The sequence below is a fragment of the Methylobacillus sp. genome (genome assembly GCF_036844465.1).
Taxonomy (GTDB): domain Bacteria; phylum Pseudomonadota; class Gammaproteobacteria; order Burkholderiales; family Methylophilaceae; genus Methylobacillus.
This window is the reverse complement of sequence record NZ_DAIUFW010000003.1, coordinates 209,630-230,721: the sequence shown is the minus strand read 5'-3', so window position 1 is coordinate 230,721 and position 21,092 is coordinate 209,630. Positions and strand designations below refer to the sequence as shown.

Genomic DNA, 21,092 nt, shown 5'->3' with positions numbered 1-21,092 from the left:
ATGGAATTCCAGGAAATAGAACATGAATCAAATTCCAATTACAGTTAAAGGCGCTGAACTTCTTAAGGCCGAATTGCAACGTTTGCGTAGCGTAGATAGGCCTGATGTGATTCAGGCGATTGCCGAAGCACGCGCGTTGGGAGACCTTTCCGAAAATGCGGAATATGATGCTGCCAAGGAGCGCCAAAGCTTTATCGAAGGCCGTATTGCCGAGATCGAGGCCAAGCTTTCCAATGCCATGATCATTGACCCCACCACGCTGAACGCGGAAGGCCGTTGCGTATTCGGCGCGACAGTGGAATTGGAAGACTTGGACAGTGGCGATGTATCCACTTATCAGATCGTCGGTGATGATGAGGCTGATATCAAGAGCGGCAAGATTTCCATCGGCTCGCCGATTGCGCGCGCCCTGATCGGCAAGGTGGAAGGCGATGTGGCGGAAGTCATGGCTCCCGGTGGTATCCGTTCCTACGAAGTGCTTGATGTGCAGTATATCTAACGACGGAGCGCATGATGATGACATGGTCCGATAAGCTGGCATGGTTAGTGATCACTTTGTGGGTGGGAGCTTTGTGGGTAGTCGGCTATGTTGTCGCGCCCAGCCTGTTCAGCCAGCTTGCCTCAGATAAGCAGCTGGCTGGTAACCTGGCAGGGCGGTTGTTTGAGTTGGTGGCTTATATAGGCTTTGCCAGCGCGTTCTTCCTGATTGTGCAGCGATTGCTGCGGTCGGGCTGGTCAGCCTTCAGGCAGGGATTTTTCTGGGCAGTGGTTGTGATGCTTCTGATTGCGGTAGGTGGGCAGTACTATATCCAGCCAATGATGGCGGACCTGAAGGCGCAAGCATTACCTCTGGATGTGATGCAGAGTGATTTTGCGGGGCAATTCAGCGTGGTTCATGGGGTGGCCAGTGTCGGATATCTAGTGCAGAGTCTGCTGGGTGTGGTGCTGATCTTCAAGTCCCGACAATAAGAAGCCAATTAAAAAAACCGCATACTGATGATCAGTCTTGCGGTTTTTTAATGATGGCAATTCATGCTTATTATTTTGGGATAACGATTTTTGGCTGCTCTGCCTGACGATAGATGATGAGCTGCTTGCCGATATGATGCACCGGAGTTGCATTGGTTTTTTCGCAGATTTCCTGCAGCATGGCAACGCGTGCTGCACGATCATCGCCAAATACCTTGATCTTGATCAGTTCGTGGGATTTCAGGCTGACCTCGATTTCCTTCAAAACCTGCTCTGTCAGTCCGTTATTACCGATCATTACAACAGGGTTCAGGTCGTGGCCCAAGCCACGTAGAAAACTGATTTGTTTGGAATTCAATTGATTTATCTTGTTGATTCAAAAAGGCTCGCAGTTTAACAGATGAAACGCCGACCTACCAGTAAAGCTTGGTTGCAGGAACATGTGAATGACGAATTCGTCAAACGCGCGCAAAAGGATGGCTATCGCGCCCGCGCAGCCTATAAATTGCTCGAGATCGATGACAAGGATCAGCTGATCAAGCCGGGCATGACGGTAGTTGACCTGGGTTCTGCCCCTGGAAGCTGGTCGCAAGTAGCGATGCAGCGCCTTGGTGGGCAAGGGCGGGTGATTGCGCTGGATATCCTAGAAATGCCGCCGGTACCTGGCGTGGAATTCATCCAGGGTGATTTCCGCGAGGATGAAGTGCTGGCTCAGCTTGAAAAAAGCCTCAATGGCAAGCAGGTGGACCTTGTAATTGCCGATATGGCCCCCAATATCAGTGGCATCAGCGATGTCGACCAGGCGCGAGCGGCGCACCTGACCGAGCTGGCGCTGGAATTCAGCCGGGACTGGCTGAAACCGGGCGGCAATTTCCTGGTCAAAGTATTTGTCGGTTCTGGCTTTGATGACATCATGCTGGCAATGCGCGAAAGTTTTGAAAAAGTGGTGACGCGCAAACCCAAGGCATCGCGAGACCGTAGCAGTGAAGTGTTTCTTCTGGGCCTGAAGCACAAGATTGCCTGATTATTGGGGCATGACAGGGCAATTAGGTTTAGAATAAGGCAGTTAATGTCCATTGAATAAGGATCAGGACTTTGAATAACATTGTAAAGAACATTGCTATCTGGCTGATTGTGGCGCTGGTGCTGATGACGGTTTTCAATCAGTTCGGCCCCAAGAGCACTGCGGAAAGCCAGGTGGTGTATTCCCAGTTCATCAATGAGGTGAAAGAGGGCCGAATTGCCAAGGTTATGATTGACGGCCGGGTGTTGCGCGGCGTGACAAACGAGGGCCGCAAGTTTACGACCTATGCGCCTTCCGACCCGTGGATGGTGTCCGACCTGCTCAAGAACAATGTCACGGTGGAGGCCAAGCCTGACGAAGAGCCTTCCATCCTGATGAGTATCTTTGTGTCCTGGTTCCCGATGCTGTTGCTGATCGGCGTATGGGTATTCTTCATGCGCCAGATGCAGGGCGGTGGCAAGGGCGGTGCGTTCTCGTTCGGCAAGAGCAAGGCGCGCCAACTGGACGAAAACTCCAATCACACGACATTCGCCGATGTAGCCGGTTGTGACGAGGCCAAGGAGGAAGTAGGCGAGCTGGTTGAATTCCTGCGCGACCCAACCAAATTCCAGAAACTGGGCGGCCGTATCCCACGCGGCGTGTTGATGGTAGGCCCTCCCGGAACTGGTAAGACCTTGCTTGCCAAGGCAATTGCCGGTGAAGCCAAGGTGCCGTTCTTCACGATTTCCGGTTCCGATTTTGTTGAAATGTTCGTCGGCGTCGGCGCGGCGCGTGTGCGCGATATGTTCGAGCAGGCCAAGAAAAACTCTCCTTGCATCATCTTTATTGATGAAATTGATGCGGTTGGCCGTCATCGCGGCGCAGGCACTGGCGGCGGCAACGACGAGCGTGAACAAACCCTGAACCAGATGCTGGTCGAAATGGATGGCTTTGAAGCTAACTCCGGCGTCATCGTGATCGCTGCGACCAACCGTGCCGATGTATTGGATAAAGCATTGCTGCGTCCAGGACGTTTCGACCGCCAGGTCATGGTGGGCTTGCCCGATATCCGTGGCCGCGAGCAGATTCTCAAGGTGCATATGCGCAAGGTGCCGATTGATGGGGATGTCAAGGCGGATATCCTGGCTCGTGGTACCCCTGGCTTCTCCGGTGCCGACCTTGCCAACCTGGTGAACGAAGCTGCTTTGTTTGCCGCGCGCCGCAACAAACGCACTGTGGATATGCAGGACTTTGAGGATGCCAAGGACAAGATTTTCATGGGTCCCGAGCGCAAGTCCATGATCATGCGCGAGGAAGAGCGCCGTAATACGGCCTATCATGAATCCGGCCATGCCGTAGTGGCCGCCTTGCTGCCGCATGCAGACCCCGTGCACAAGGTTACCATCATGCCGCGTGGCTGGGCGCTGGGCCTGACCTGGCAATTGCCGGAGCATGACCGCATCAGCAATTACAAGGACAAGATGCTGGAGGAAATCTCCATCCTGTTCGGTGGGCGCATTGCGGAAGAAATATTTATGAATCAGATGTCTACTGGCGCCTCGAATGACTTTGAGCGTGCGACCAAGATTGCGCGCGACATGGTCACCAAGTACGGTATGTCCGATGTCATGGGTACCATGGTTTATGCGGGCAACGAGCAGGATTCGTTCTTTGGCAGCATGTCGGCCAAGACGGTATCCGAGGCGACCCAGCAGAAGGTGGATGCGGAAATCCGCCGGATTCTGGACGAGCAATATGCCGTGGCGCGCAAGCTGCTGGAAGACAATCGCGACAAGGTGGAAGCCATGACGGCGGCTTTGCTGGAATGGGAAACCATTGATGCCGAGCAAATCCAGGACATCATGGAAGGCAAGCAACCGCGTCCGCCCAAGCCAGCGCCAACTAGCAACAAATCTGCAACCGACAGCAGCAGCAATGGTGGCGGCACAACTACCGAGCCTGCACCACAACCAGCTGCCAAAATCTAAGACTGACTAACCTACCAGGCCACAAGTAACTCGAAAGCAATCATTCGGGGCTTGTGGCCTTTATCTTTTCTGAGTAACCATGTCGAATTCCAATCAATTCCTTTGTGGTAGATATCACCTCGATCTCACGCGTCCTCATGTCATGGGGATAGTCAACGTTACACCTGATTCCTTTTCGGATGGCGGGCGCTATGCCTCGTCACAATTGGCGCTGGAACATGCCATGCAACTGGTGGCAGCCGGTGCTGATATTCTGGACATTGGTGGCGAATCCACCCGGCCCAATGCCGTGCCGGTCAGCCTGGATGAAGAGTTGAGCCGTGTGATTCCGGTCATTGAGCGGCTGGCAAAGGAGGTGGATGTGCCACTTTCGATAGATACCTACAAGCCGCAGGTAATGCGTGAGGCGGTCAATGCTGGTGCCGCAATTATCAATGATGTGCGCGGGTTGCAGGAGCCAGGAGCGATGGAAGTTGCCGCAGAAGGTAATGCCGGAGTATGCCTGATGCACATGAAGGGCGTGCCGCAGACCATGCAGCAGGATCCTGTTTATGAAGATGTAGTACAGGAAGTAAAAAGCTTTCTGCTGGAGCGCATGCAGGCTACCCTGGCGGCTGGCATTACGGCAGAGCGTATCGTGCTTGACCCAGGCTTTGGGTTTGGCAAGCGTACGGTACATAACATTGCTTTGCTGAATGCATTACCGGAATTGCTCGAACTAGGCAGGCCTTTATTAGTTGGCCTGTCGCGCAAATCCGTGCTGGGGCAGATCATCGGCAGTGATGTCGATCAGCGTCTGCACGCCAGCCTGGCGGCCTCGGTGATTTCCGCGATGAAGGGTGGTCGTATTGTCCGTGTGCATGATGTAAAGGCTACCGTGGATGCACTCAAGGTAGTCAATGCGGTGATTAATGCCTGAGAATGATCAGAATCAAGAATCAAAAGGGAAAAATCAAGAATGAGCAGAAAATATTTTGGTACGGACGGTGTGCGCGGCAAGGTCGGGACATTCCCGATCACTCCGGATTTTGTCATGCGCCTGGGTTACGCAGCCGGCCGCGTGCTGACGCGCATGGACCATCATCTGGCGCTAGGCACCAAGCCGCTGGTGATTATCGGTAAGGATACCCGCATCTCGGGCTATATGTTCGAGACGGCATTGGTCGCTGGCCTTTGCGCAGGCGGGGTCAATGTGCGTATTACTGGCCCGTTGCCTACCCCTGCGATTGCCCATGTGACCCGCGCGCAGCGCGCGCAGGCAGGCATTGTTATTTCGGCATCGCATAACCCGTTTGATGACAATGGCATCAAGTTTTTCTCTGCGCAGGGCACCAAGCTGCCTGACGAGGTAGAACTGGCGATCGAAGCTGAATTGGATCAGCCCATGCAGTTGGTTCCTACCGAGCAGATTGGCCGGGTGAAACGGATTGACGATGCCGCAGGCCGTTACATCGAGTTCTGCAAGAGCACCTTCCCCAATGCACTGGACCTGCGTGGCCTCAAGATCGTGCTCGATTGCGCCAATGGCGCAACCTATCATGTTGCTCCGCCGGTATTCCATGAGCTGGGCGCGGAAGTCATCAGTATCGGTACCGCGCCTAATGGCCTCAATATCAACCTGAATGTCGGTTCCACGCATCCCGAGGCATTGCAGAAAGCAGTAGTGGAGCACCAGGCCGACCTTGGGATTGCATTCGACGGCGATGGCGACCGGGTCCTCATGGTGGACAGTCAAGGGCAACTGCTGGATGGAGATCAACTGCTTTACATCATTGCCCATCATCGCCATGCGTATGGCCAATTGGGTGGCGGGGTGGTTGGTACCCTGATGACCAACCTGGCGCTTGAACATGCGCTGGGCAAAGAGGGCATCCCATTCCAGCGTGCCAAGGTAGGTGACCGCTACGTGCTGGAACTGCTTAATGCCAATGATTGGCAACTGGGCGGGGAAAATTCCGGGCATATTCTCAGCTTGGACAAGCACAGCAGCGGCGACGGCATTATTGCCGCGCTGCAAGTATTGCATGCCCTGCGCGCTTCCGGGACGACATTGACGGATTGGGGCAAGCGCCTGCCGCTCTATCCGCAGGTGCTCATCAACGTCCAGGTCGCGCAGCGCATCGACTTGGACGGCAATGCTCAACTGCAAGCCGCGGTCAAGGCGGCAGAAGAAACACTGAATGGCAGTGGCCGTGTCCTGCTGCGAGCTTCCGGCACTGAGCCCAAGATTCGCGTGATGGTCGAGGGCCAGGATCGCAACCTGGTGCAAAAGCTGGCGGAAGACATTGCCGCCATGGTGCGGCAAGTTGCTGGTAGCTAGATGGGCTTTTCTATAGGTGTCGTGATGACATCGGCAGGTGTGCCGCTGTCATCATAAATTCAACGCAATGACACGGTGTTGTCATGAGGGGTTGCCAATCTGCTCCCATGCAAAACCGAATCCTGACACATTATCTGCAACGCATCGGCGCCCTGGATAGTGCGCTGTGCATCAAGGTCAACCGCAGCAGCCATTATCGGCTGGTACGCTGGAGCTTTCGCATAGTGAGCCGTCTGGGCGATGGCATGTTCTGGTATGCCGTCATGCTCGGTATTGTCATGACCCAAGGGCAAGCGGGCGTTCTGCCTTGTCTGCATATGATCGCCGTGGGCCTGGTCGGCACACTGATCTACAAATGGCTGAAAGGCAAAACCCTGCGCCCAAGGCCATATGAAGTGCATCAGGATATCTGGCTGGCGGGAAAACCCCTCGATAAGTTCAGCTTTCCGTCGGGCCATACCTTGCATGCCGTGGCATTCAGTATGGTGGCCTTGGCCTATTACCCGGAACTTAGCATGCTGATTTTGCCGTTTGCCGTATTGGTGGCGATGTCGCGCGTGGTGCTGGGGTTGCATTATCCGAGCGATGTGCTGGCAGGGGCTACAATTGGCGCTTTGATCGCTTCGATCTCTTTCTTATTCGTCTAGCTGTTTCTATTTTTCTCACATTATCGCAAGGGCGAGCGCAGCGAAACCAAGTATGGGTTTGACGTTGGTTTCCCGTCTGGCTGTGCCATCCAGCACGAGCAACGCAGGGGACCGGGAGCTTGCTCCCGGCGTAGACTCCGGGTCGCCTTTTGTTTGGTTCCTTTATTTTGGCGAAGCAAAATAAAGGAACTCGCTGGCAAGCGAAAGGCAACGGGTCAATCACCTACGATAGTGGTCAAGACTATGGTTGCTTAATTCACTATCCAAGCCCTAATCTTCAACCCCATCAAACTCAACGGTTTTTAGTCTGCATCCATGCTGTGATTGCGCGAGGATAGGTTTTGTCTCGCCGGGCGAGTATCTTTCTTTTGCTTCGCCAAAAGACGGATACGAAAGAAAAGGCGACCCGATTGTCTGCGACCCAGAGCTTTGCTCCGGGTAACCTGCGCTGCTCGCTTTTAATGGCGACTGGCTGAACTCGCTGCGCTCAGACAGACGCCAGTCCTATTTCCATTAAAAGCTGTACTACTCGGCGCAGCTAGACGGGGAAGTCAACATCAAAAGCAACGTCGACTTGGCTTCGCTGCGCTCGCCCTTGCAGGATAGGTCAGTAAAAGTACTCGATCGGGCTATTGAGCCTGCGTTTGAGATCAGTCAGGCAGCGTTTGCGCCAGCGTTGCATTTGTTCGCTGGGAATATGGTTGAGTTCCGGCTCCCAATGCGGTCTGCCGCCTTGCAGCAAGGTGCCGATATGGCCGAGCGCCGTCTGGGTTCTGGCGATGTAGAAGGTAAAGTTGCGGAACAGGCGTTTGTCCATGAGACGCATGCCGCGATAGATCATGCCGGGCAGGCGCGATAGTCGTAACAGCCGGTCGGCCTGGCCCAATCTGGAGATGGTGCGGGTGGCTTTTGCCGGGCTGCAATTGAAGTAAGCAGCAATGAAGTGTCCCAGCGTGTGCTTGTGGTTGAGCAGCAATTCCGCGGGAGTATGTTCCAGCAAGGGGGCCAGGTAGGCATCCATGGCCCATTCTGCGCCGATGTGCGTAATCATGCTGCCTTTCATCCACATGGCTTCATGGGCCGGGACGAAGTGGTTGTGCGCGATGACGTCTATATATAAATGGCTGGCGTAGCCGATGGCAATCGCGGTTTCTTCATCAGTGCGGGCATTGGCCAGCATTTGGTGGGCGTTTTCCCAATAATGGCTAGGGCTGAAACGCGGCGATACGATGGCAAGGTCCGGCAGGCAGGACCCTGCCATCACCAGTTGCGGGAAGCGGCGGATGGCGCGTTGCAGGCGTGGGTCCAGCAAGGGCATGGCCCAGAGCAGTGAGTGGGCGAAATATACATGGGTGACCAGGCCCCAGGCGGAGGCGTCTGCGCTATAGCTTGCAAGCGGGGTTAGCCACAGCAATGGTGTTAGCATTTTTCCGGTCTTCATGCGGCATACTCTGGCGTCCGGGCATGAATGAAGTATGAAAACTCCATGATGTTATCGTGACAATGGCAGGGGGCATGGGCAATTTGCTATACTGCCGCGCTCAATCTCCCACATACTGTTCCGAGGAATTCATGGAAAGTCCATACAAGGGCAAGACCGGTTTGCGCCGCCTGATCAACGCGTTTGGCTATTCTGTTGATGGGCTCAAGGCAGCTTACCGCAATGAAGATGCCTTCCGTCAGGAGGTGCTGATGGCGGTGATCCTGATTCCTCTCGCCTGCTATCTCGGCAACGATGGCATCGCCAAGGCGCTGATGATAGGCAGTGTGCTGTTGGTGCTGGTGGTGGAGCTGCTCAACTCCGCGATCGAAGCGACGGTGGACCGTATTTCCCTTGAGAACCATCAATTAGCCAAGCGCGCCAAGGATATCGGCAGCGCCGCGGTGTTGGTTTCCCTAATCAACCTCGCAGCGGTCTGGGCCTTGTTGATTTTGGGATAAAGTCTTACCAGAGCGGGCTGGACAGCAGACGCAAGCCTATGCTGAACCAGCGCTCGTCACTATTATTCTGCATGCGGTTACCGTAGGTGGTGTCCACCTGTATCCGGTCGCGCACGACCCAATAGCGCATCCCTGCCTGGTAAAAGGCACGGGAACGGTGATCACCATAGGTTTCCGCAATCAATTCCACCTTGTCTGACATCGGGATTTCCGATCCCAGGCCCCAAGTGAAGTCAGTCCGGTGTTTTTCCCTGTCGTGCAATGCGCCCAGGTTGGTGTGCAGGATGAGCTTGTCGCTGAAAAATGAAGCGCTGGCCGGGATATAGGCATAGGTATTGCCTATCATGCTGGAGTTGTTATCCAGCCGGGGATGCTGGGCATAGCCAACTACCAGGCCATAACCGTAACTGTTGGTTTCCAGCGGCTTGAACAACACCTTGGCTTGCAACATAAGGTCGCTGTTCTGCGATTGCCTGTCCTCACGCGTTACTGCGCCGCCCAGTGTCAGTTCGGTATTCTCAGCCGGGCTGCAACCTGGCAATGCCCAATATTCATTGCTGTTGCGGTTGTGCTTCACCCAGGATTCCAGTTGGCAGCTGTGGGTATCCACCACGCGCGCATCATCGGTAATCATGGGACGGGCTGCGAGTGCTACCGAAGGCAGCGCGGTCAATAGCAGGTAAAGTGCACGGAAATCAGACATGCTGCAAGTTTAACCAAAAACTGTGACGTTCTCATGGCAAGTCATGGAAGCGTCATAATCCTCGCGTATCTTCATTGATGTGAGTTCTCAAAGATTTGGAGCAGAGTGCGTGAAGATATTATTCATCTCAGATGTCTATTTTCCCCGCGTGAATGGGGTGTCCACCTCGATCCGTACATTTGCCGCCCAGATGCAGGCGCTGGGCCACGAAGTGCACCTGATCGCTCCTGATTATGGCGTGGCGACGACAGATGAAGCCTGGATCAGGCGCATTCCCGCGCGCACGCTTTATTTTGACCCGGAAGACAGGCTGATGCGCTATCGCGCGGCGCTGAAGTTGTTGCCCGAATTGCGTGACGAGAATTACGACATCGTGCATATCCATACGCCGTTCGTGGCGCATTACCTGGGAATCAAGCTGGCGCGCCTGCTGGACATTCCCTGCCTAGAGACTTATCACACCTTTTTTGAGGACTATATGCACCATTACCTGCCATGGATACCGAAAGGTATGGCGCGTAGGATGGCGATCAATATTTCGAGGCGCCAATGCAATGACGTCAATGCCGTGGTCGCGCCCTCGCAGCCCATGCTCAGCGCCTTGCGCGGCTATGGCGTCAAGACCAGTGCGGAGGTGATCCCCACTGGGTTGCAGGAAAAAAGCTTTGAAATGGCGGATGGCGAAGCGTTCCGCGATCGCTATGGAATTGCGCGTCAGCGTCCGGTTGCCCTGTATGTCGGGCGGGTGGCTCATGAAAAGAATATTGATTTCCTGTTGCGCATGGCGCACGAGCTCAGGCGGCAACAGCCGGACATGCTATTGGTGGTGGCAGGCGAAGGCCCGGCGCAGAAACATTTGGCAGAATTGAGCCGACAACTTGGACTAAGCGAGAATATCAAGTTCATCGGCTATCTGGACCGTAACACCGAGCTCAATGCCTGCTACAAGGCGGCAGATGTGTTCGTGTTCGCTTCCAGGACCGAAACCCAGGGTTTGGTGCTACTGGAGGCCATGGCGCAAGGTGTGCCCGTGGTGGCATTGGCCGAGATGGGTACCAAGTCCATTTTGATCGAAGGCGAGGGCGCGATGATTGCGCCCGAGGATGAACGCATCTTTGCCTCCAAGGTATTCAGCTTGTTTGCCAATCCAGGCAAACGCGCCAAGTTGGGGCAGGCGGCGCAACAATATGCCGTCAAGCGCTGGACGGCCCGCTTGCAAGCCGAGCGCATGCTGCAGTTTTATCAGCGCGTGCAAAACCGCAGCGCTTTCCATGCTCTGAATATCGATTATCTTAAGATTTAAGGCCGTGAACAGGCTGTAAGCGCTGCCAACAAAAGCGGATGGCTTGATGCTAAGCTAGGCTCATCTTGCATGATGAGGAGAGGCTGTGCGCATTATCGTCATGGGCAGCGGCGTCATTGGCGTAACCACTGCCTGGTATCTTGCCCGATCGGGGCATGAGGTGACCGTGTTGGAGCGCCAGCCTGGACCGGCGCTCGAAACCAGTTTTGCCAATGCCGGGCAGGTTTCGCCCGGTTATGCCAGCCCGTGGGCTGCGCCTGGTGTTCCCTTCAAGGCGCTCAAATGGATGTTGCGCCGCCATGCACCCTTATTCATCAAACCGGATGGCACTTGGCAGCAATTGCGCTGGATGTGGCAAATGCTGCAACACTGCACTGATACGCGTTATGAGCAGAACAAGGCGCGCATGGTGCGTCTGGCCGAATACAGCCGTGATTGCCTGGACCAGCTACGCCGTGATACCGGAGTTGAATATGAAAGCAGGCAGCGTGGCACCTTGCAGGTTTTTCGCACCCAATCCCAACTGGATGCCGCTGCGCGGGATATCGAAGTGCTGCAACAGGCGCATGTGCCTTATGAGCTATTAAGCCAATCAGCGCTGGGCAAGGTGGAGCCTGCCTTGCAACAAGCCCGCCACCATCTCGCTGGCGGCTTGTGGCTGCCGCATGATGAAACCGGGGATTGCCATCTCTTTACCACGCGCCTTGCCGCGCTGGCAGCCGGACAAGGCGTACGCTTTCTTTATGGCCAGGAAATCCAGCGCTTGCAGATGGATAGCGCCAAAGTGGCAGGTGTAATCGCCAACGGGCAGCTATTGCGGGCCGATGCCTATGTGGTGGCGCTTGCTGCATATTCCACGGATTTGCTCAAAGGCATGCTGGATTTACCGGTGTACCCGGTCAAGGGCTATTCGATCACCGTGCCTATTCTGGATGAAACGCGCGCGCCGGTTTCCACGGTGCTGGATGAAACTTACAAGATTGCCGTGACACGCTTTGATCATCGTATCCGGGTGGGCGGCATGGCGGAGCTGGTGGGTTTTGACCGCCGCTTGAGCAGCCGGCGTGAAGGTACATTGAAAATGGTCGTCAACAACTTGTTTCCCGGCGCGGGCGATCTGCGCCAGACCAGTTTCTGGACCGGCTTGCGACCCATGACGCCGGATGGCACACCTATCGTCGGTGCAACCACGATTCCTAATCTATATCTTAATACCGGTCACGGAACCTTGGGCTGGACCATGGCCTGCGGCTCGGGCAAGTTGCTGGCGGATATTATCTCGGGACACGAAACCGATATTCGCTATGACGACCTGAGCCTGGATCGATATGCCTGACGCATAAAAAAGCCGGATAGATCCGGCTGTAAGTTGGGTACAGGATATTATTAATTGTTCATGCTTAACCGAACTTGCCGGTGATGTAATCCTCGGTTTCCTTGCGGCTGGGATTGGTGAAGATCTTGTCGGTATCGTCGTATTCGATCAGTTCGCCCAGGTACATATAAGCGGTGTAATCAGAGACGCGGGCAGCCTGCTGCATGTTGTGGGTCACCACGAGAATGGTCAGCTTGTTGCGTAGTTCCGACATCAGTTCTTCAATGCTGGCAGTAGCAATCGGGTCCAGTGCGGAGGTCGGTTCATCAAACAGCATGATTTCAGGATCGGTCGCCAATGCGCGGGCAATACAGAGACGCTGTTGCTGACCGCCAGAAAGGTTGAATGCGAGATCGTGCAGGCGGTTTTTTACTTCATCCCACAATGCTGCGCCTTTGAGCGCTTCTTCCACCTTGTCATCCACCACACGTTTGTTGCGCTCGCCGCGCACGCGCAGGCCGTAGGCTACGTTTTCGTAGATGGATTTCGGGAAAGGGTTAGGCTTCTGGAACACCATGCTGATGCGCATACGTACCTCGATCGGGTCCACGCCGTTGTCGAGGATGTTGGTGTTGTCCGGGTGCATGATGATCTGGCCGTCATATTTGTTGCCAGGGTAGAGATCATGCATGCGGTTGAAACAGCGCAGGAAGGTGGACTTGCCGCAACCGGACGGGCCGATCAGGGCAGTGATGCGCTTTTCATACAATGGCATGGTGATGCCCTTGAGGGCTTTGTGGCCGCCATTGTAGTAGAAGTTCAGGTTGCGTGATTCGGCTTTGACCGGGCTGGATGTTGTTACCATGATGTAGATATCCTGATTCTGAATTTATTCTGTGTAATGGACGGCTTACCACTTGATGTTCTTGCGGATGCGGTAGCGCAGCCAGATCGCCGTGCCGTTCATGAGCAGGGTCACGACAATGATCAGCGCGCCTGTGGCCGCAGCATTGATGTGAAAGGCATGATCGGGGCGCGAAAGCCAGTTGAACATCTGGATAGGCAGCACGGTGAAGCCGGATTGCAGCCATTCAAAATTGATGAAAGGTGCGACATCAGTCACTGGAGCTGGCGGCAGGAACGCAATGAAGGTCAGCGCGCCAATGGTGATAATAGGTGCGGTTTCGCCGATAGCCCGGGCCATGCCGATGATGATACCGGTCAGGATGCCGCCTGATGAATAATGCAGCACATGGTGGAAGACCACTTGCCATTTGGTCGCCCCGACGGCATAGGCGGCTTCACGGATGGAAACCGGAATGCCGCGAATGGATTCGCGGGTGGTGACGATGACGATAGGCAGGATTAGCAAGCCCAGCGTCAGGCCTGCAGTGAGGATACTTTCACCAAAGCCCAGGCCATAGACGAATAAGCCGAGCGCCAGCAGACCATAGACGATGGAAGGGACACCAGCCAGGTTTGTGACGTTGATCTCGATCAGGTCGGAAAACCAGTTTTTGGGCGCGTATTCCTCTAAGTAGATGCCAGCGGCCACCCCCATGGGTACTGCAGAGAAAAAAGTAACCAGCATCACCAGCAGGGAGCCCACCCAGGCGGCCAGCAAGCCTGCGCTAACGGCGCGACGCGATGCGTAGTTGGTGAGGAAATCCAGGTTGAAGCGGGGATAGCCAGTTGCCACCAGGTCGATAAACAGGGTGAGTAGGGTAAGCAGGCCGATCATCAACGCCATCAGGCCAACAATGGAGAAAATCAGGTCATTGCGTTTGTGTTTGCGGATCATGGCCCGCACTTCGGCGAGATTTTCCAGTACGGTTGCTTGTGTTGTCATGATTTTAGTATGCCTCGCGGAATTTCTTGCGGGTAATGTGGCCGAGAATATTGAACGCAAGCGTCATCAGCATCAGCACCAGGCCGGCAGCGAAGATACTTTGATAGCCAATGCTGCCATGCGGCAGGTCGCCCATTGCCACCTGTACGATATAGGCGGTGATGGTGGCGGCGCTTTCCATCGGGTTGAAGGTCAGGTTAGGCTGCTGGCCTGCGGCGAGCGCGACCACCATGGTTTCACCAACCGCGCGTGAAATACCCAGGATATAGGCCGCGATGATGCCGGAGATGGCGGCAGGCGTTACGACACGGACAGCAGTCTGGAAGTGGGTGGCGCCCATGGCGTAGGAACCCTCGCGCATGCTCATGGGCACGGCGCGCATGGCATCTTCCGCCATGGAGCTGATGTATGGGATGATCATGATGCCCATGACGATACCTGGGCCCAACATATTGAAGCCCGGCAGTTCAGGGAAAATCTTTTGCAGCAGCGGCGTGACGAACAGCAGCGCAAAGTAGCCGAATACCACGGTAGGTACGCCTACCAGCAGCTCCAGAATGGGCTTGACGATTTCACGGGTACGGTGCGAAGCGAATTCCGAGAGATAGATCGCGCCTATGGTACCGAGCGGGATGGCGACTGCCAGCGCGATAGCTGAAGTGGTCAATGTGCCGGAAACTAGTGGCAAGATGCCGTAATGGGCATTCTCGAACAAAGGTGTCCATTGTGTATCGGTCAGGAATTCCCACACTGATACATGCTCAAAGAAAGTGAAGGATTCATACAGCAGAATCACGACGATCGAAATGGTGGTGGCAACAGCGGAAAGCGCTGCCAGCATCAGGATAAATTCAATGACTCTTTCCAAGAGGTGGCGGCGCACATTCTTGGCAAGACGGGCACTGATAGTAAGTTCTGCAGGTTTTTGTAACACTTGAGAGACCATGATCAGGTGAATGATTCGTGCATTGTAATGGAATGAAGCAGGGCGGGCGATGGCGTGAAGCCGGATAATATCGGCTTCACGCGATTTGCCAGTTACTTGATGCGCTTCAGCAGATCGGTGATCTTGACGCCGACTTCAGGCTCACCACCGAAGCCGGTGCCTACCTTCTGGGCCTTCCAGTGTTCTGCCACAGCGGCATATTCATTGGCTGGCAGGGCAACGTATTTCACTTCTTCCACCAATTCCTTGCTGTTTGCCAGGTAGAAATCAATGAATGCCTTGACGTTGGGGTTATTCTTGGCAGCTTGAGCGCTGACATAAATGAACAACGGACGGGACAGTGGCTGATAAGTACCGTTCATCACAGTTTCGCGGGATGGCAATACGGCAGGTGCGCCAGCCTTGGCCACGATAGGTACGGCCTTCACGCGGCTGCTGTTTTCTTCATAGTAGGCATAACCGAAATAACCGGTGGCGGCCACATCGCTGGCTACACCTTGTACCAGCACGTTATCATCTTCGGAGGCGGTAAAGTCGCCGCGGCTGGACTTGGCCTTGCCGACGATGGCTTCAGTGAAGTAATCGAAAGTACCGGAGTCGGAACCCGCGCCAAACAGTTTTACGGGGGTATCAGGCCAGCTTGAGTTGACTTGCTTCCAGGTCTTGACCTTGCCTTGTGCTTCTGGCTCCCATAGCTTCTTCAGTTCTTCGACAGTGAAGCTCTTGATGAAAGTGTTCTTGGGATTGACTACGACAGTCAGCGCGTCATAGGCTACAGGCAATTCGATATAGTCGATACCGGCTGCCTTGCAGGCTTCCATTTCCTTGGCAAGGATAGGACGGGAAGCTTCGGAGATATCGATTTCGCCGCGGCAGAATTTCTTGAAACCGCCGCCAGTGCCGGAAATGCCGACCGTGACCTTGATTTTCTTGGCTTTTTGGAATTCTTCAGCAACCGCTTCAGTAATCGGATAAACCGTACTGGAGCCATCGATACGGATAATATCGTTTGTGTTTGGTGCGGCATCTGCATGTGGCATGGAGAAAGCAGTCGCAACGAGAACGGCAATACCTGCTGCCTTAAGGATCTGGTTGGGAACAAATTGAGATTGCATATAGGCTCCGTGGATGTAATCGAATGCTGCCTGGGCTGGTTCGGTTGAGCCCGTTTCTCGGCAACCTCGCAAATATAAAGGGTGAATATTTCATATTTGTGACAAATAATAAAACATTGGTTAGTGAGAGGCAGTGCAGAGGAGATTGGCGGCCACGGGCAATCGGGCATTAATGTATAATTATGCGCTTTGAATTTAGCAAGTTCGGATAATCAGCATGGAAGCGGAACAACTTAATCTCATCGCCAACCGGCTGGATGACCTCGCGGAGCGTCACCAGGCATTACGGGGGTATCTTTGACTTCGAAACCAAGCATCAGCGCCTGGAAGAAGTCTCTCAACTACTGGAAGATCCTAACATCTGGAACGACAACGAGCGTTCGCAGAGGCTCGGCAAGGAGCGGCGCGAGCTGGAGTTCGTCGTCAACTCGCTGACCGAAGTCGATAATGGCGTGCGCGACAGCCGCGAGCTGTTCGAGATGGCGCGCGAAGAAAACGACGACGATACCCTGCAAAGCATCGATGTTGACACACAGGCGCTGGAAAAGATCGTGGCGGAAATGGAATTCCGCCGCATGTTCTCCCACCCGATGGATGCGAACAATTGCTTCCTCGATATCCAGGCCGGTTCGGGCGGCACTGAAGCGCAGGATTGGGCTTCCATACTGTTGCGTATGTATTTGCGCTATTGCGAGAACAAAGATTTCAAGGTTGAGGTGCTGGAAGAATCCGAAGGCGATGTGGCGGGTATCAAGAGCGCGTCGCTGAAAATTTCCGGCGATTATGCCTACGGTTTCCTGCGCACCGAGAGCGGCGTGCATCGCCTGGTGCGCAAGTCGCCGTTTGATTCCGGCAACCGCCGCCATACCTCATTTGCCAGCGTGTTCGTCTATCCCGAGGTGGATGATTCCATTGTGGTGGAAATCAATCCGGCCGACTTGCGTATCGACACCTATCGTGCCTCCGGCGCCGGCGGGCAGCACATCAACAAGACCGATTCCGCAGTGCGTATCACCCACTTGCCGACCAATACGGTCGTTCAGTGCCAGAACGACCGTTCGCAGCATCGCAACAAGGATGAGGCGATGAATATGCTGAAGGCGCAACTGTATGCGCTGGAGCTGCGCAAGCGCAACGAAGAGAAACAGGCGATGGAAGATGCCAAGACCGATATTGGCTGGGGACACCAGATCCGTTCGTATGTGCTTGATAATTCGCGCATCAAGGATTTGCGCACCAACGTGGAAATCGGCAATACCCAGAGCGTGCTCGACGGCGACCTGGATCCATTTATTTCTGAAAGTTTGAAGCAGGGAGTCTAAGGGTGAGTGACGCGCAAAATTCCAAGACGGCAAATGAAGCAGCCAGTGTGCAGGATGAAAACCATGTGATCGCCGAGCGTCGCGAGAAGCTCAAGGCAATCCGTGAAAAAGGCGTAGCCTTTCCCAATGACTTCAAACCCGAGCATGCCGCGCAAAGCCTGCATGACAGCTATGATGCGGTAGAAGGCGAAACACTGGATGCGCAAGCACTGCAAGTGGCGATTGCCGGGCGCATGATGCTCAAGCGCGTGATGGGCAAGGCCAGCTTTGCCACCGTGCAGGACAAGAGCGGCCGCATCCAGGTGTTCATCACCAAGGAAAATATTGGTGATGAAACCTACGATGCTTTCAAGAAATGGGATTTGGGCGACATCATCGCTGCGCGTGGAGTGCTGTTCAAAACCAAGACAGGCGAGTTGTCGGTCAAGGTCAGCGAATTGCGCCTGCTGACCAAATCATTGCGTCCGTTACCCGAGAAATTCCATGGTCTGGCCGACCAGGAGACCAAGTACCGCCAGCGTTATGTCGACCTGATCGTGTCCGATGAAACGCGCCAAACCTTTATCGCACGCAGCAAGATCGTCGCGGCGATCCGTGCCTTCATGCTCGGTCATGAGTTCCTGGAAGTGGAAACTCCCATGCTGCACCCGATCCCCGGCGGCGCGGCGGCCAAACCGTTCATCACGCATCACAACGCGCTGGATATGCAGATGTACATGCGCATCGCGCCCGAGCTTTATCTCAAGCGCTTGATCGTAGGCGGGTTCGAGCGTGTGTTCGAGATCAACCGCAACTTCCGTAACGAAGGCCTCAGCGTGCGCCACAACCCGGAATTCACCATGATGGAATTCTATGCGGCCTATACGGACTACAAGTGGCTGATGGATTTCACCGAACACTGCATCCGTGCAGCGGCGATTGCCGCCTGCGGTAGCGCCGTGGTGCAATATCAGGAGCGCGAGCTCGACCTTGCCAAGCCGTTCGAGCGCCTGACCATCGTCGGCGCAATTCAGAAATACGCGCCGCAATACACGCTGGAACAATTGGGTGACGCGGCTTTCCTGCGCCAGGAGCTCAAGAAGTTCGGTGTGGAGGCCTTCGCCCATGTCGGTCTGGGCGCGCTGCAACTGGCGTTGTTTGAGGAGACTGCGGAAAGCCAGCTCTGGAACCCGACCTATATCATTGATTACCCGGTAGAAGTATCGCCGCTTGCGCGCGCTTCGGATACCAATCCAGAGATTACCGAGCGTTTCGAGCTGTTCATTACCGGCCGCGAGATTGCCAACGGCTTTTCCGAGCTCAATGATGCCGAGGACCAGGCCGCGCGCTTTCATGCGCAGGTTGCGGCCAAGGAGGCGGGCGATGACGAGGCCATGTATTACGATGCTGATTTCATCCGCGCGCTGGAATACGGCATGCCGCCAACCGGCGGTTGCGGCATCGGCATTGACCGTTTGGTAATGCTGTTGACCGATAGCCCCAGCATCCGTGACGTAATCCTGTTCCCGCATATGCGGCCAGAGCACTAAAAAGCTGATTTATCCATACACATTAAAGGCCGGTTCTCCGGCCTTTTTTATTTATTGTGTTTATTGTCTGGCGTCATTGTTGCCAGGCAACGACAAGGCGTTTGAGCGTGCTAACGGGTATTCGGCAGCAGGATATAATCGCATAGTGACAGGGCGATCGTGCGTTGTTATTGACCGCTATCGTTTCGAGGTTTTGGTGGAGATTAGATGGCGCATAAGGTTTGCAGTGTCAGCCATCGGCGACATTTTTCCTTCCATTCTCAAGTTGAATGTAAATTTATTTTCATAAGCCAATGATTTTTATTTGTTAATTGGTAGTGGCATATACCTTGCTATCTTGAAATGGTCTTGGCTCAGGCACTCCATGAGCTGATCTGTCATATCCATCAAGAGGTGTTCTTCATGTTAAACAAGCAAGGTCTATTCAGCCGTACTTCTCCCACTTCCCAGCCCTCCAGCTCCAGCGTCAACCCGGTTTCGACTCCACTCAACTCCCGGCCTGAACCAGTTGCAGTGCCATCGCATGCAACAACAGCCAACGCTGCTGAATCAGTCAAGGCAGAAGAATCCGTTGCGGGCTTGCAGGCGCAGACCGGCAGCCGTCTGATCGTAGGGCCGGACGTCAAGCTGAAAGGGGCAGAAATCCAGGATTGCGATATCCTCGTCGTGGAAGGCCGAGTGGAAGCGACGATGGATAGCCGCGTGATCCAGATTGCCGAGCGTGGCTCCTTCTCGGGCAAGGTGGGTATTGATGTGGCCGAGATCCACGGAAATTTCGAGGGTGAATTGACTGCGCGCCACCAATTGATTATCCATGCCACTGGCAAGGTAAGTGGGAAAATTCGTTACGGCAAGATTTTGATTGAGGAAGGCGGTGAGCTTTCTGGCGATGTGGCTTCCATGACCGCAGAAGATCATACCAGCAAGGTCAAGCGTATCCAGTCTGCTTAAAGTAGGAGTGTTCGCTGAGTGCTGCCAGCCTTTTGAAGCGGTTGGCGCATCAGCAATAAATCAGCCCCAGCCGGGGCTGTTATTGTTTTTGGAATGTGGATCAGCCATCGCTATGATGAAAGTAGCAACCCCATCACGTTTTTTATTGTTTTACCCGTGAGTTTATCTGGCTATCTAATTCTGGATGAGAGGGTGATTGGAACTGAAAATCTGATAAGCCTCGGGGAAGGTGACGGTAGCGGTTTTCAAGTCGTACACACCGCCGACAATGCCGATTTCACCTTGATCGAGCATGGCGCGAAGAATCTCGCTGGAGTTCCAGATGGTGTCGATCTGGGTTTTGACGTTGAGCTCGCAAACGTGAGCGACGAACGCATCGTTAGAGGCTGAGCGGTTTTCCGTGATGGTGGTTTCCGCCGCGACAGCAGGAAAAATCATCTTGGTGATTTCACCGATATGGCCGCCGGAATAGCCGTCACAGGCTGCCTTGATTGCGCCACAGCTGGAGTGGCCCAGCACGACGATCAGCTTGCTGCCAAGAAATTTGCAGGAATATTCCAGGCTGCCGATGGCTTTGCGTGAAGCAATGTTGCCTGCCAGCCGCACGCTGAACAGGTCGCCCAGGCCTTGGTCGAAAATCAGCTCTGCTGCAGTGCGGGAATCACTGCAGCTCAGGATGGCGGCGAATGGATGCTGCTTGTCTTTAATGATGTTGACGACATTCAGCAAATCCCGATGAGCGGAAATGTTCTGGGTAAAACGGCCATTGCCTTCAATCAGGATGTCCAATGCTTCTTGTGGTGACATTTTGTCTCGGTCTTTTAATGGGTGTTTGTACATAAAATAGCTTCTCCTGAAATCAATTGAGAGTTCATCGATTCGCGCAGATTACTCATCATGACCTCATCAATATATGAACATTGCCCTGTGACATGATTTGGATCCGGAGTGCGTGAATGTTCTGCCGTGAGCTTGTGGGAACTCACCGTGATCTGCCGGTGCTCCATGCACTTTGCGCGATTGAATAGACAGTATTTTAAGGGATTGTGACACCAGCAGGGAAATTGATCATGACGACTGTGGTAATTGGCGGCATCTGAACAATAGTCAATATGCATATCCATAGACGCTTATTCCGGCGTTCTGCGGGGACAGTGCGTGATGACGCTGATTTGCTTATTCGAAGATTTT

The 21,092-nt window shown here is 54.3% G+C and carries 21 protein-coding genes; 13 read left to right on the top strand and 8 right to left on the bottom strand.

What is annotated here, in order from left to right; genetic code table 11:
* The first annotated feature begins 22 nt into the window (after positions 1-22).
* The gene (gene greA / locus V7Z75_RS05510; protein ID WP_334107618.1) at positions 23-499 is read left to right on the top strand and encodes a transcription elongation factor GreA; all 477 of its coding nucleotides are present in this window, start codon (positions 23-25) and stop codon (positions 497-499) included.
* Between the two features lie 11 nt (positions 500-510).
* Positions 511-969: a DUF4149 domain-containing protein gene (locus V7Z75_RS05505; RefSeq protein WP_334107617.1), complete on the top strand. Its 459-nt coding sequence runs from the start codon at positions 511-513 to the stop codon at positions 967-969.
* Positions 970-1,039: 70 nt separating this feature from the next.
* Here the strand turns inward: V7Z75_RS05505 and V7Z75_RS05500 are convergent, their stop codons facing one another.
* A complete protein-coding gene (locus V7Z75_RS05500; RefSeq protein ID WP_442919878.1) occupies positions 1,040-1,327 on the bottom strand; it encodes a YhbY family RNA-binding protein in 288 nt (95 codons plus the stop codon).
* Between the two features lie 42 nt (positions 1,328-1,369).
* Here V7Z75_RS05500 and rlmE point away from each other — a divergent pair, with 42 nt between their 5' ends.
* The 5 genes from rlmE to V7Z75_RS05475 all read left to right on the top strand — a co-directional run bounded on the left by rlmE (position 1,370) and on the right by V7Z75_RS05475 (position 6,927).
* Complete coding sequence (gene rlmE / locus V7Z75_RS05495) at positions 1,370-1,993, top strand: 23S rRNA (uridine(2552)-2'-O)-methyltransferase RlmE (protein ID WP_334107616.1); 624 nt, start codon at positions 1,370-1,372, stop codon at positions 1,991-1,993.
* A 71-nt stretch (positions 1,994-2,064) separates the two neighbouring features.
* Positions 2,065-3,960: an ATP-dependent zinc metalloprotease FtsH gene (ftsH, locus tag V7Z75_RS05490; protein WP_334107615.1), complete on the top strand. Its 1,896-nt coding sequence runs from the start codon at positions 2,065-2,067 to the stop codon at positions 3,958-3,960.
* Positions 3,961-4,039: 79 nt separating this feature from the next.
* Positions 4,040-4,879, top strand: a complete 840-nt coding sequence (gene folP, locus V7Z75_RS05485) for a dihydropteroate synthase (RefSeq protein WP_334107614.1) — start codon at positions 4,040-4,042, stop codon at positions 4,877-4,879.
* Positions 4,880-4,918: 39 nt separating this feature from the next.
* Positions 4,919-6,280: a phosphoglucosamine mutase gene (gene glmM, locus V7Z75_RS05480; RefSeq protein WP_334107613.1), complete on the top strand. Its 1,362-nt coding sequence runs from the start codon at positions 4,919-4,921 to the stop codon at positions 6,278-6,280.
* Between the two features lie 107 nt (positions 6,281-6,387).
* Positions 6,388-6,927: a phosphatase PAP2 family protein gene (locus V7Z75_RS05475; protein ID WP_334107612.1), complete on the top strand. Its 540-nt coding sequence runs from the start codon at positions 6,388-6,390 to the stop codon at positions 6,925-6,927.
* A gap of 607 nt (positions 6,928-7,534) precedes the next feature.
* Here the strand turns inward: V7Z75_RS05475 and V7Z75_RS05470 are convergent.
* The gene (locus V7Z75_RS05470) at positions 7,535-8,353 is read right to left on the bottom strand and encodes a zinc dependent phospholipase C family protein (protein ID WP_334107611.1); all 819 of its coding nucleotides are present in this window, start codon (positions 8,351-8,353) and stop codon (positions 7,535-7,537) included.
* A gap of 146 nt (positions 8,354-8,499) precedes the next feature.
* Between V7Z75_RS05470 and V7Z75_RS05465 the strand changes: the two genes are divergently transcribed.
* Entirely contained in the window at positions 8,500-8,868 is a 369-nt protein-coding gene (locus V7Z75_RS05465; protein ID WP_334107610.1) for a diacylglycerol kinase, read from the top strand.
* A gap of 4 nt (positions 8,869-8,872) precedes the next feature.
* Here V7Z75_RS05465 and V7Z75_RS05460 read toward each other — a convergent pair whose 3' ends face one another.
* Entirely contained in the window at positions 8,873-9,571 is a 699-nt protein-coding gene (locus tag V7Z75_RS05460; protein WP_334107609.1) for a hypothetical protein, read from the bottom strand.
* Between the two features lie 109 nt (positions 9,572-9,680).
* On the opposite strand from V7Z75_RS05460, the gene V7Z75_RS05455 reads away from it, so the two are divergent.
* Both V7Z75_RS05455 and V7Z75_RS05450 read left to right on the top strand, forming a co-directional pair.
* Complete coding sequence (locus V7Z75_RS05455; RefSeq protein ID WP_334107608.1) at positions 9,681-10,874, top strand: glycosyltransferase; 1,194 nt, start codon at positions 9,681-9,683, stop codon at positions 10,872-10,874.
* A gap of 85 nt (positions 10,875-10,959) precedes the next feature.
* Positions 10,960-12,210 (top strand): D-amino acid dehydrogenase, encoded by a 1,251-nt coding sequence (locus V7Z75_RS05450; RefSeq protein WP_334107607.1) that lies wholly within the window; start codon positions 10,960-10,962, stop codon positions 12,208-12,210.
* A gap of 64 nt (positions 12,211-12,274) precedes the next feature.
* Here V7Z75_RS05450 and pstB read toward each other — a convergent pair whose 3' ends face one another.
* The 4 genes from pstB to V7Z75_RS05430 all read right to left on the bottom strand — a co-directional run bounded on the left by pstB (position 12,275) and on the right by V7Z75_RS05430 (position 16,099).
* Positions 12,275-13,054 (bottom strand): phosphate ABC transporter ATP-binding protein PstB, encoded by a 780-nt coding sequence (gene pstB, locus V7Z75_RS05445; RefSeq protein ID WP_334107606.1) that lies wholly within the window; start codon positions 13,052-13,054, stop codon positions 12,275-12,277.
* A gap of 45 nt (positions 13,055-13,099) precedes the next feature.
* Positions 13,100-14,038 carry a phosphate ABC transporter permease PstA gene (gene pstA, locus V7Z75_RS05440; RefSeq protein ID WP_334107605.1) on the bottom strand — a complete coding sequence of 313 codons (939 nt, stop codon included), beginning with the start codon at positions 14,036-14,038 and terminating at the stop codon, positions 13,100-13,102.
* Positions 14,039-14,042: 4 nt separating this feature from the next.
* Positions 14,043-14,984 (bottom strand): phosphate ABC transporter permease subunit PstC, encoded by a 942-nt coding sequence (gene pstC / locus V7Z75_RS05435; protein ID WP_334107604.1) that lies wholly within the window; start codon positions 14,982-14,984, stop codon positions 14,043-14,045.
* A 92-nt stretch (positions 14,985-15,076) separates the two neighbouring features.
* Entirely contained in the window at positions 15,077-16,099 is a 1,023-nt protein-coding gene (locus tag V7Z75_RS05430; protein ID WP_334107603.1) for a PstS family phosphate ABC transporter substrate-binding protein, read from the bottom strand.
* 217 nt (positions 16,100-16,316) lie between these two features.
* Here V7Z75_RS05430 and prfB point away from each other — a divergent pair.
* From prfB to V7Z75_RS05415, 3 genes are all read left to right on the top strand, one after another.
* Positions 16,317-17,421, top strand: a protein-coding gene (gene prfB, locus V7Z75_RS05425) for a peptide chain release factor 2 (protein WP_334107602.1) whose coding sequence is annotated in 2 segments (ribosomal slippage) — positions 16,317-16,397 and positions 16,399-17,421 — 1,104 coding nt in all. Because the reading frame shifts where the segments join, the coding sequence is not laid out codon by codon here.
* A gap of 2 nt (positions 17,422-17,423) precedes the next feature.
* Positions 17,424-18,950, top strand: a complete 1,527-nt coding sequence (gene lysS / locus V7Z75_RS05420) for a lysine--tRNA ligase (RefSeq protein ID WP_334107601.1) — start codon at positions 17,424-17,426, stop codon at positions 18,948-18,950.
* Positions 18,951-19,352: 402 nt separating this feature from the next.
* Positions 19,353-19,901, top strand: coding sequence for a bactofilin family protein (locus V7Z75_RS05415; protein WP_334107600.1), 549 nt, complete (start codon positions 19,353-19,355; stop codon positions 19,899-19,901).
* A 174-nt stretch (positions 19,902-20,075) separates the two neighbouring features.
* Here V7Z75_RS05415 and V7Z75_RS05410 read toward each other — a convergent pair whose 3' ends face one another.
* Positions 20,076-20,741: a carbonic anhydrase gene (locus V7Z75_RS05410; protein ID WP_334107598.1), complete on the bottom strand. Its 666-nt coding sequence runs from the start codon at positions 20,739-20,741 to the stop codon at positions 20,076-20,078.
* Between the last annotated feature and the right edge of the window lie 351 nt (positions 20,742-21,092).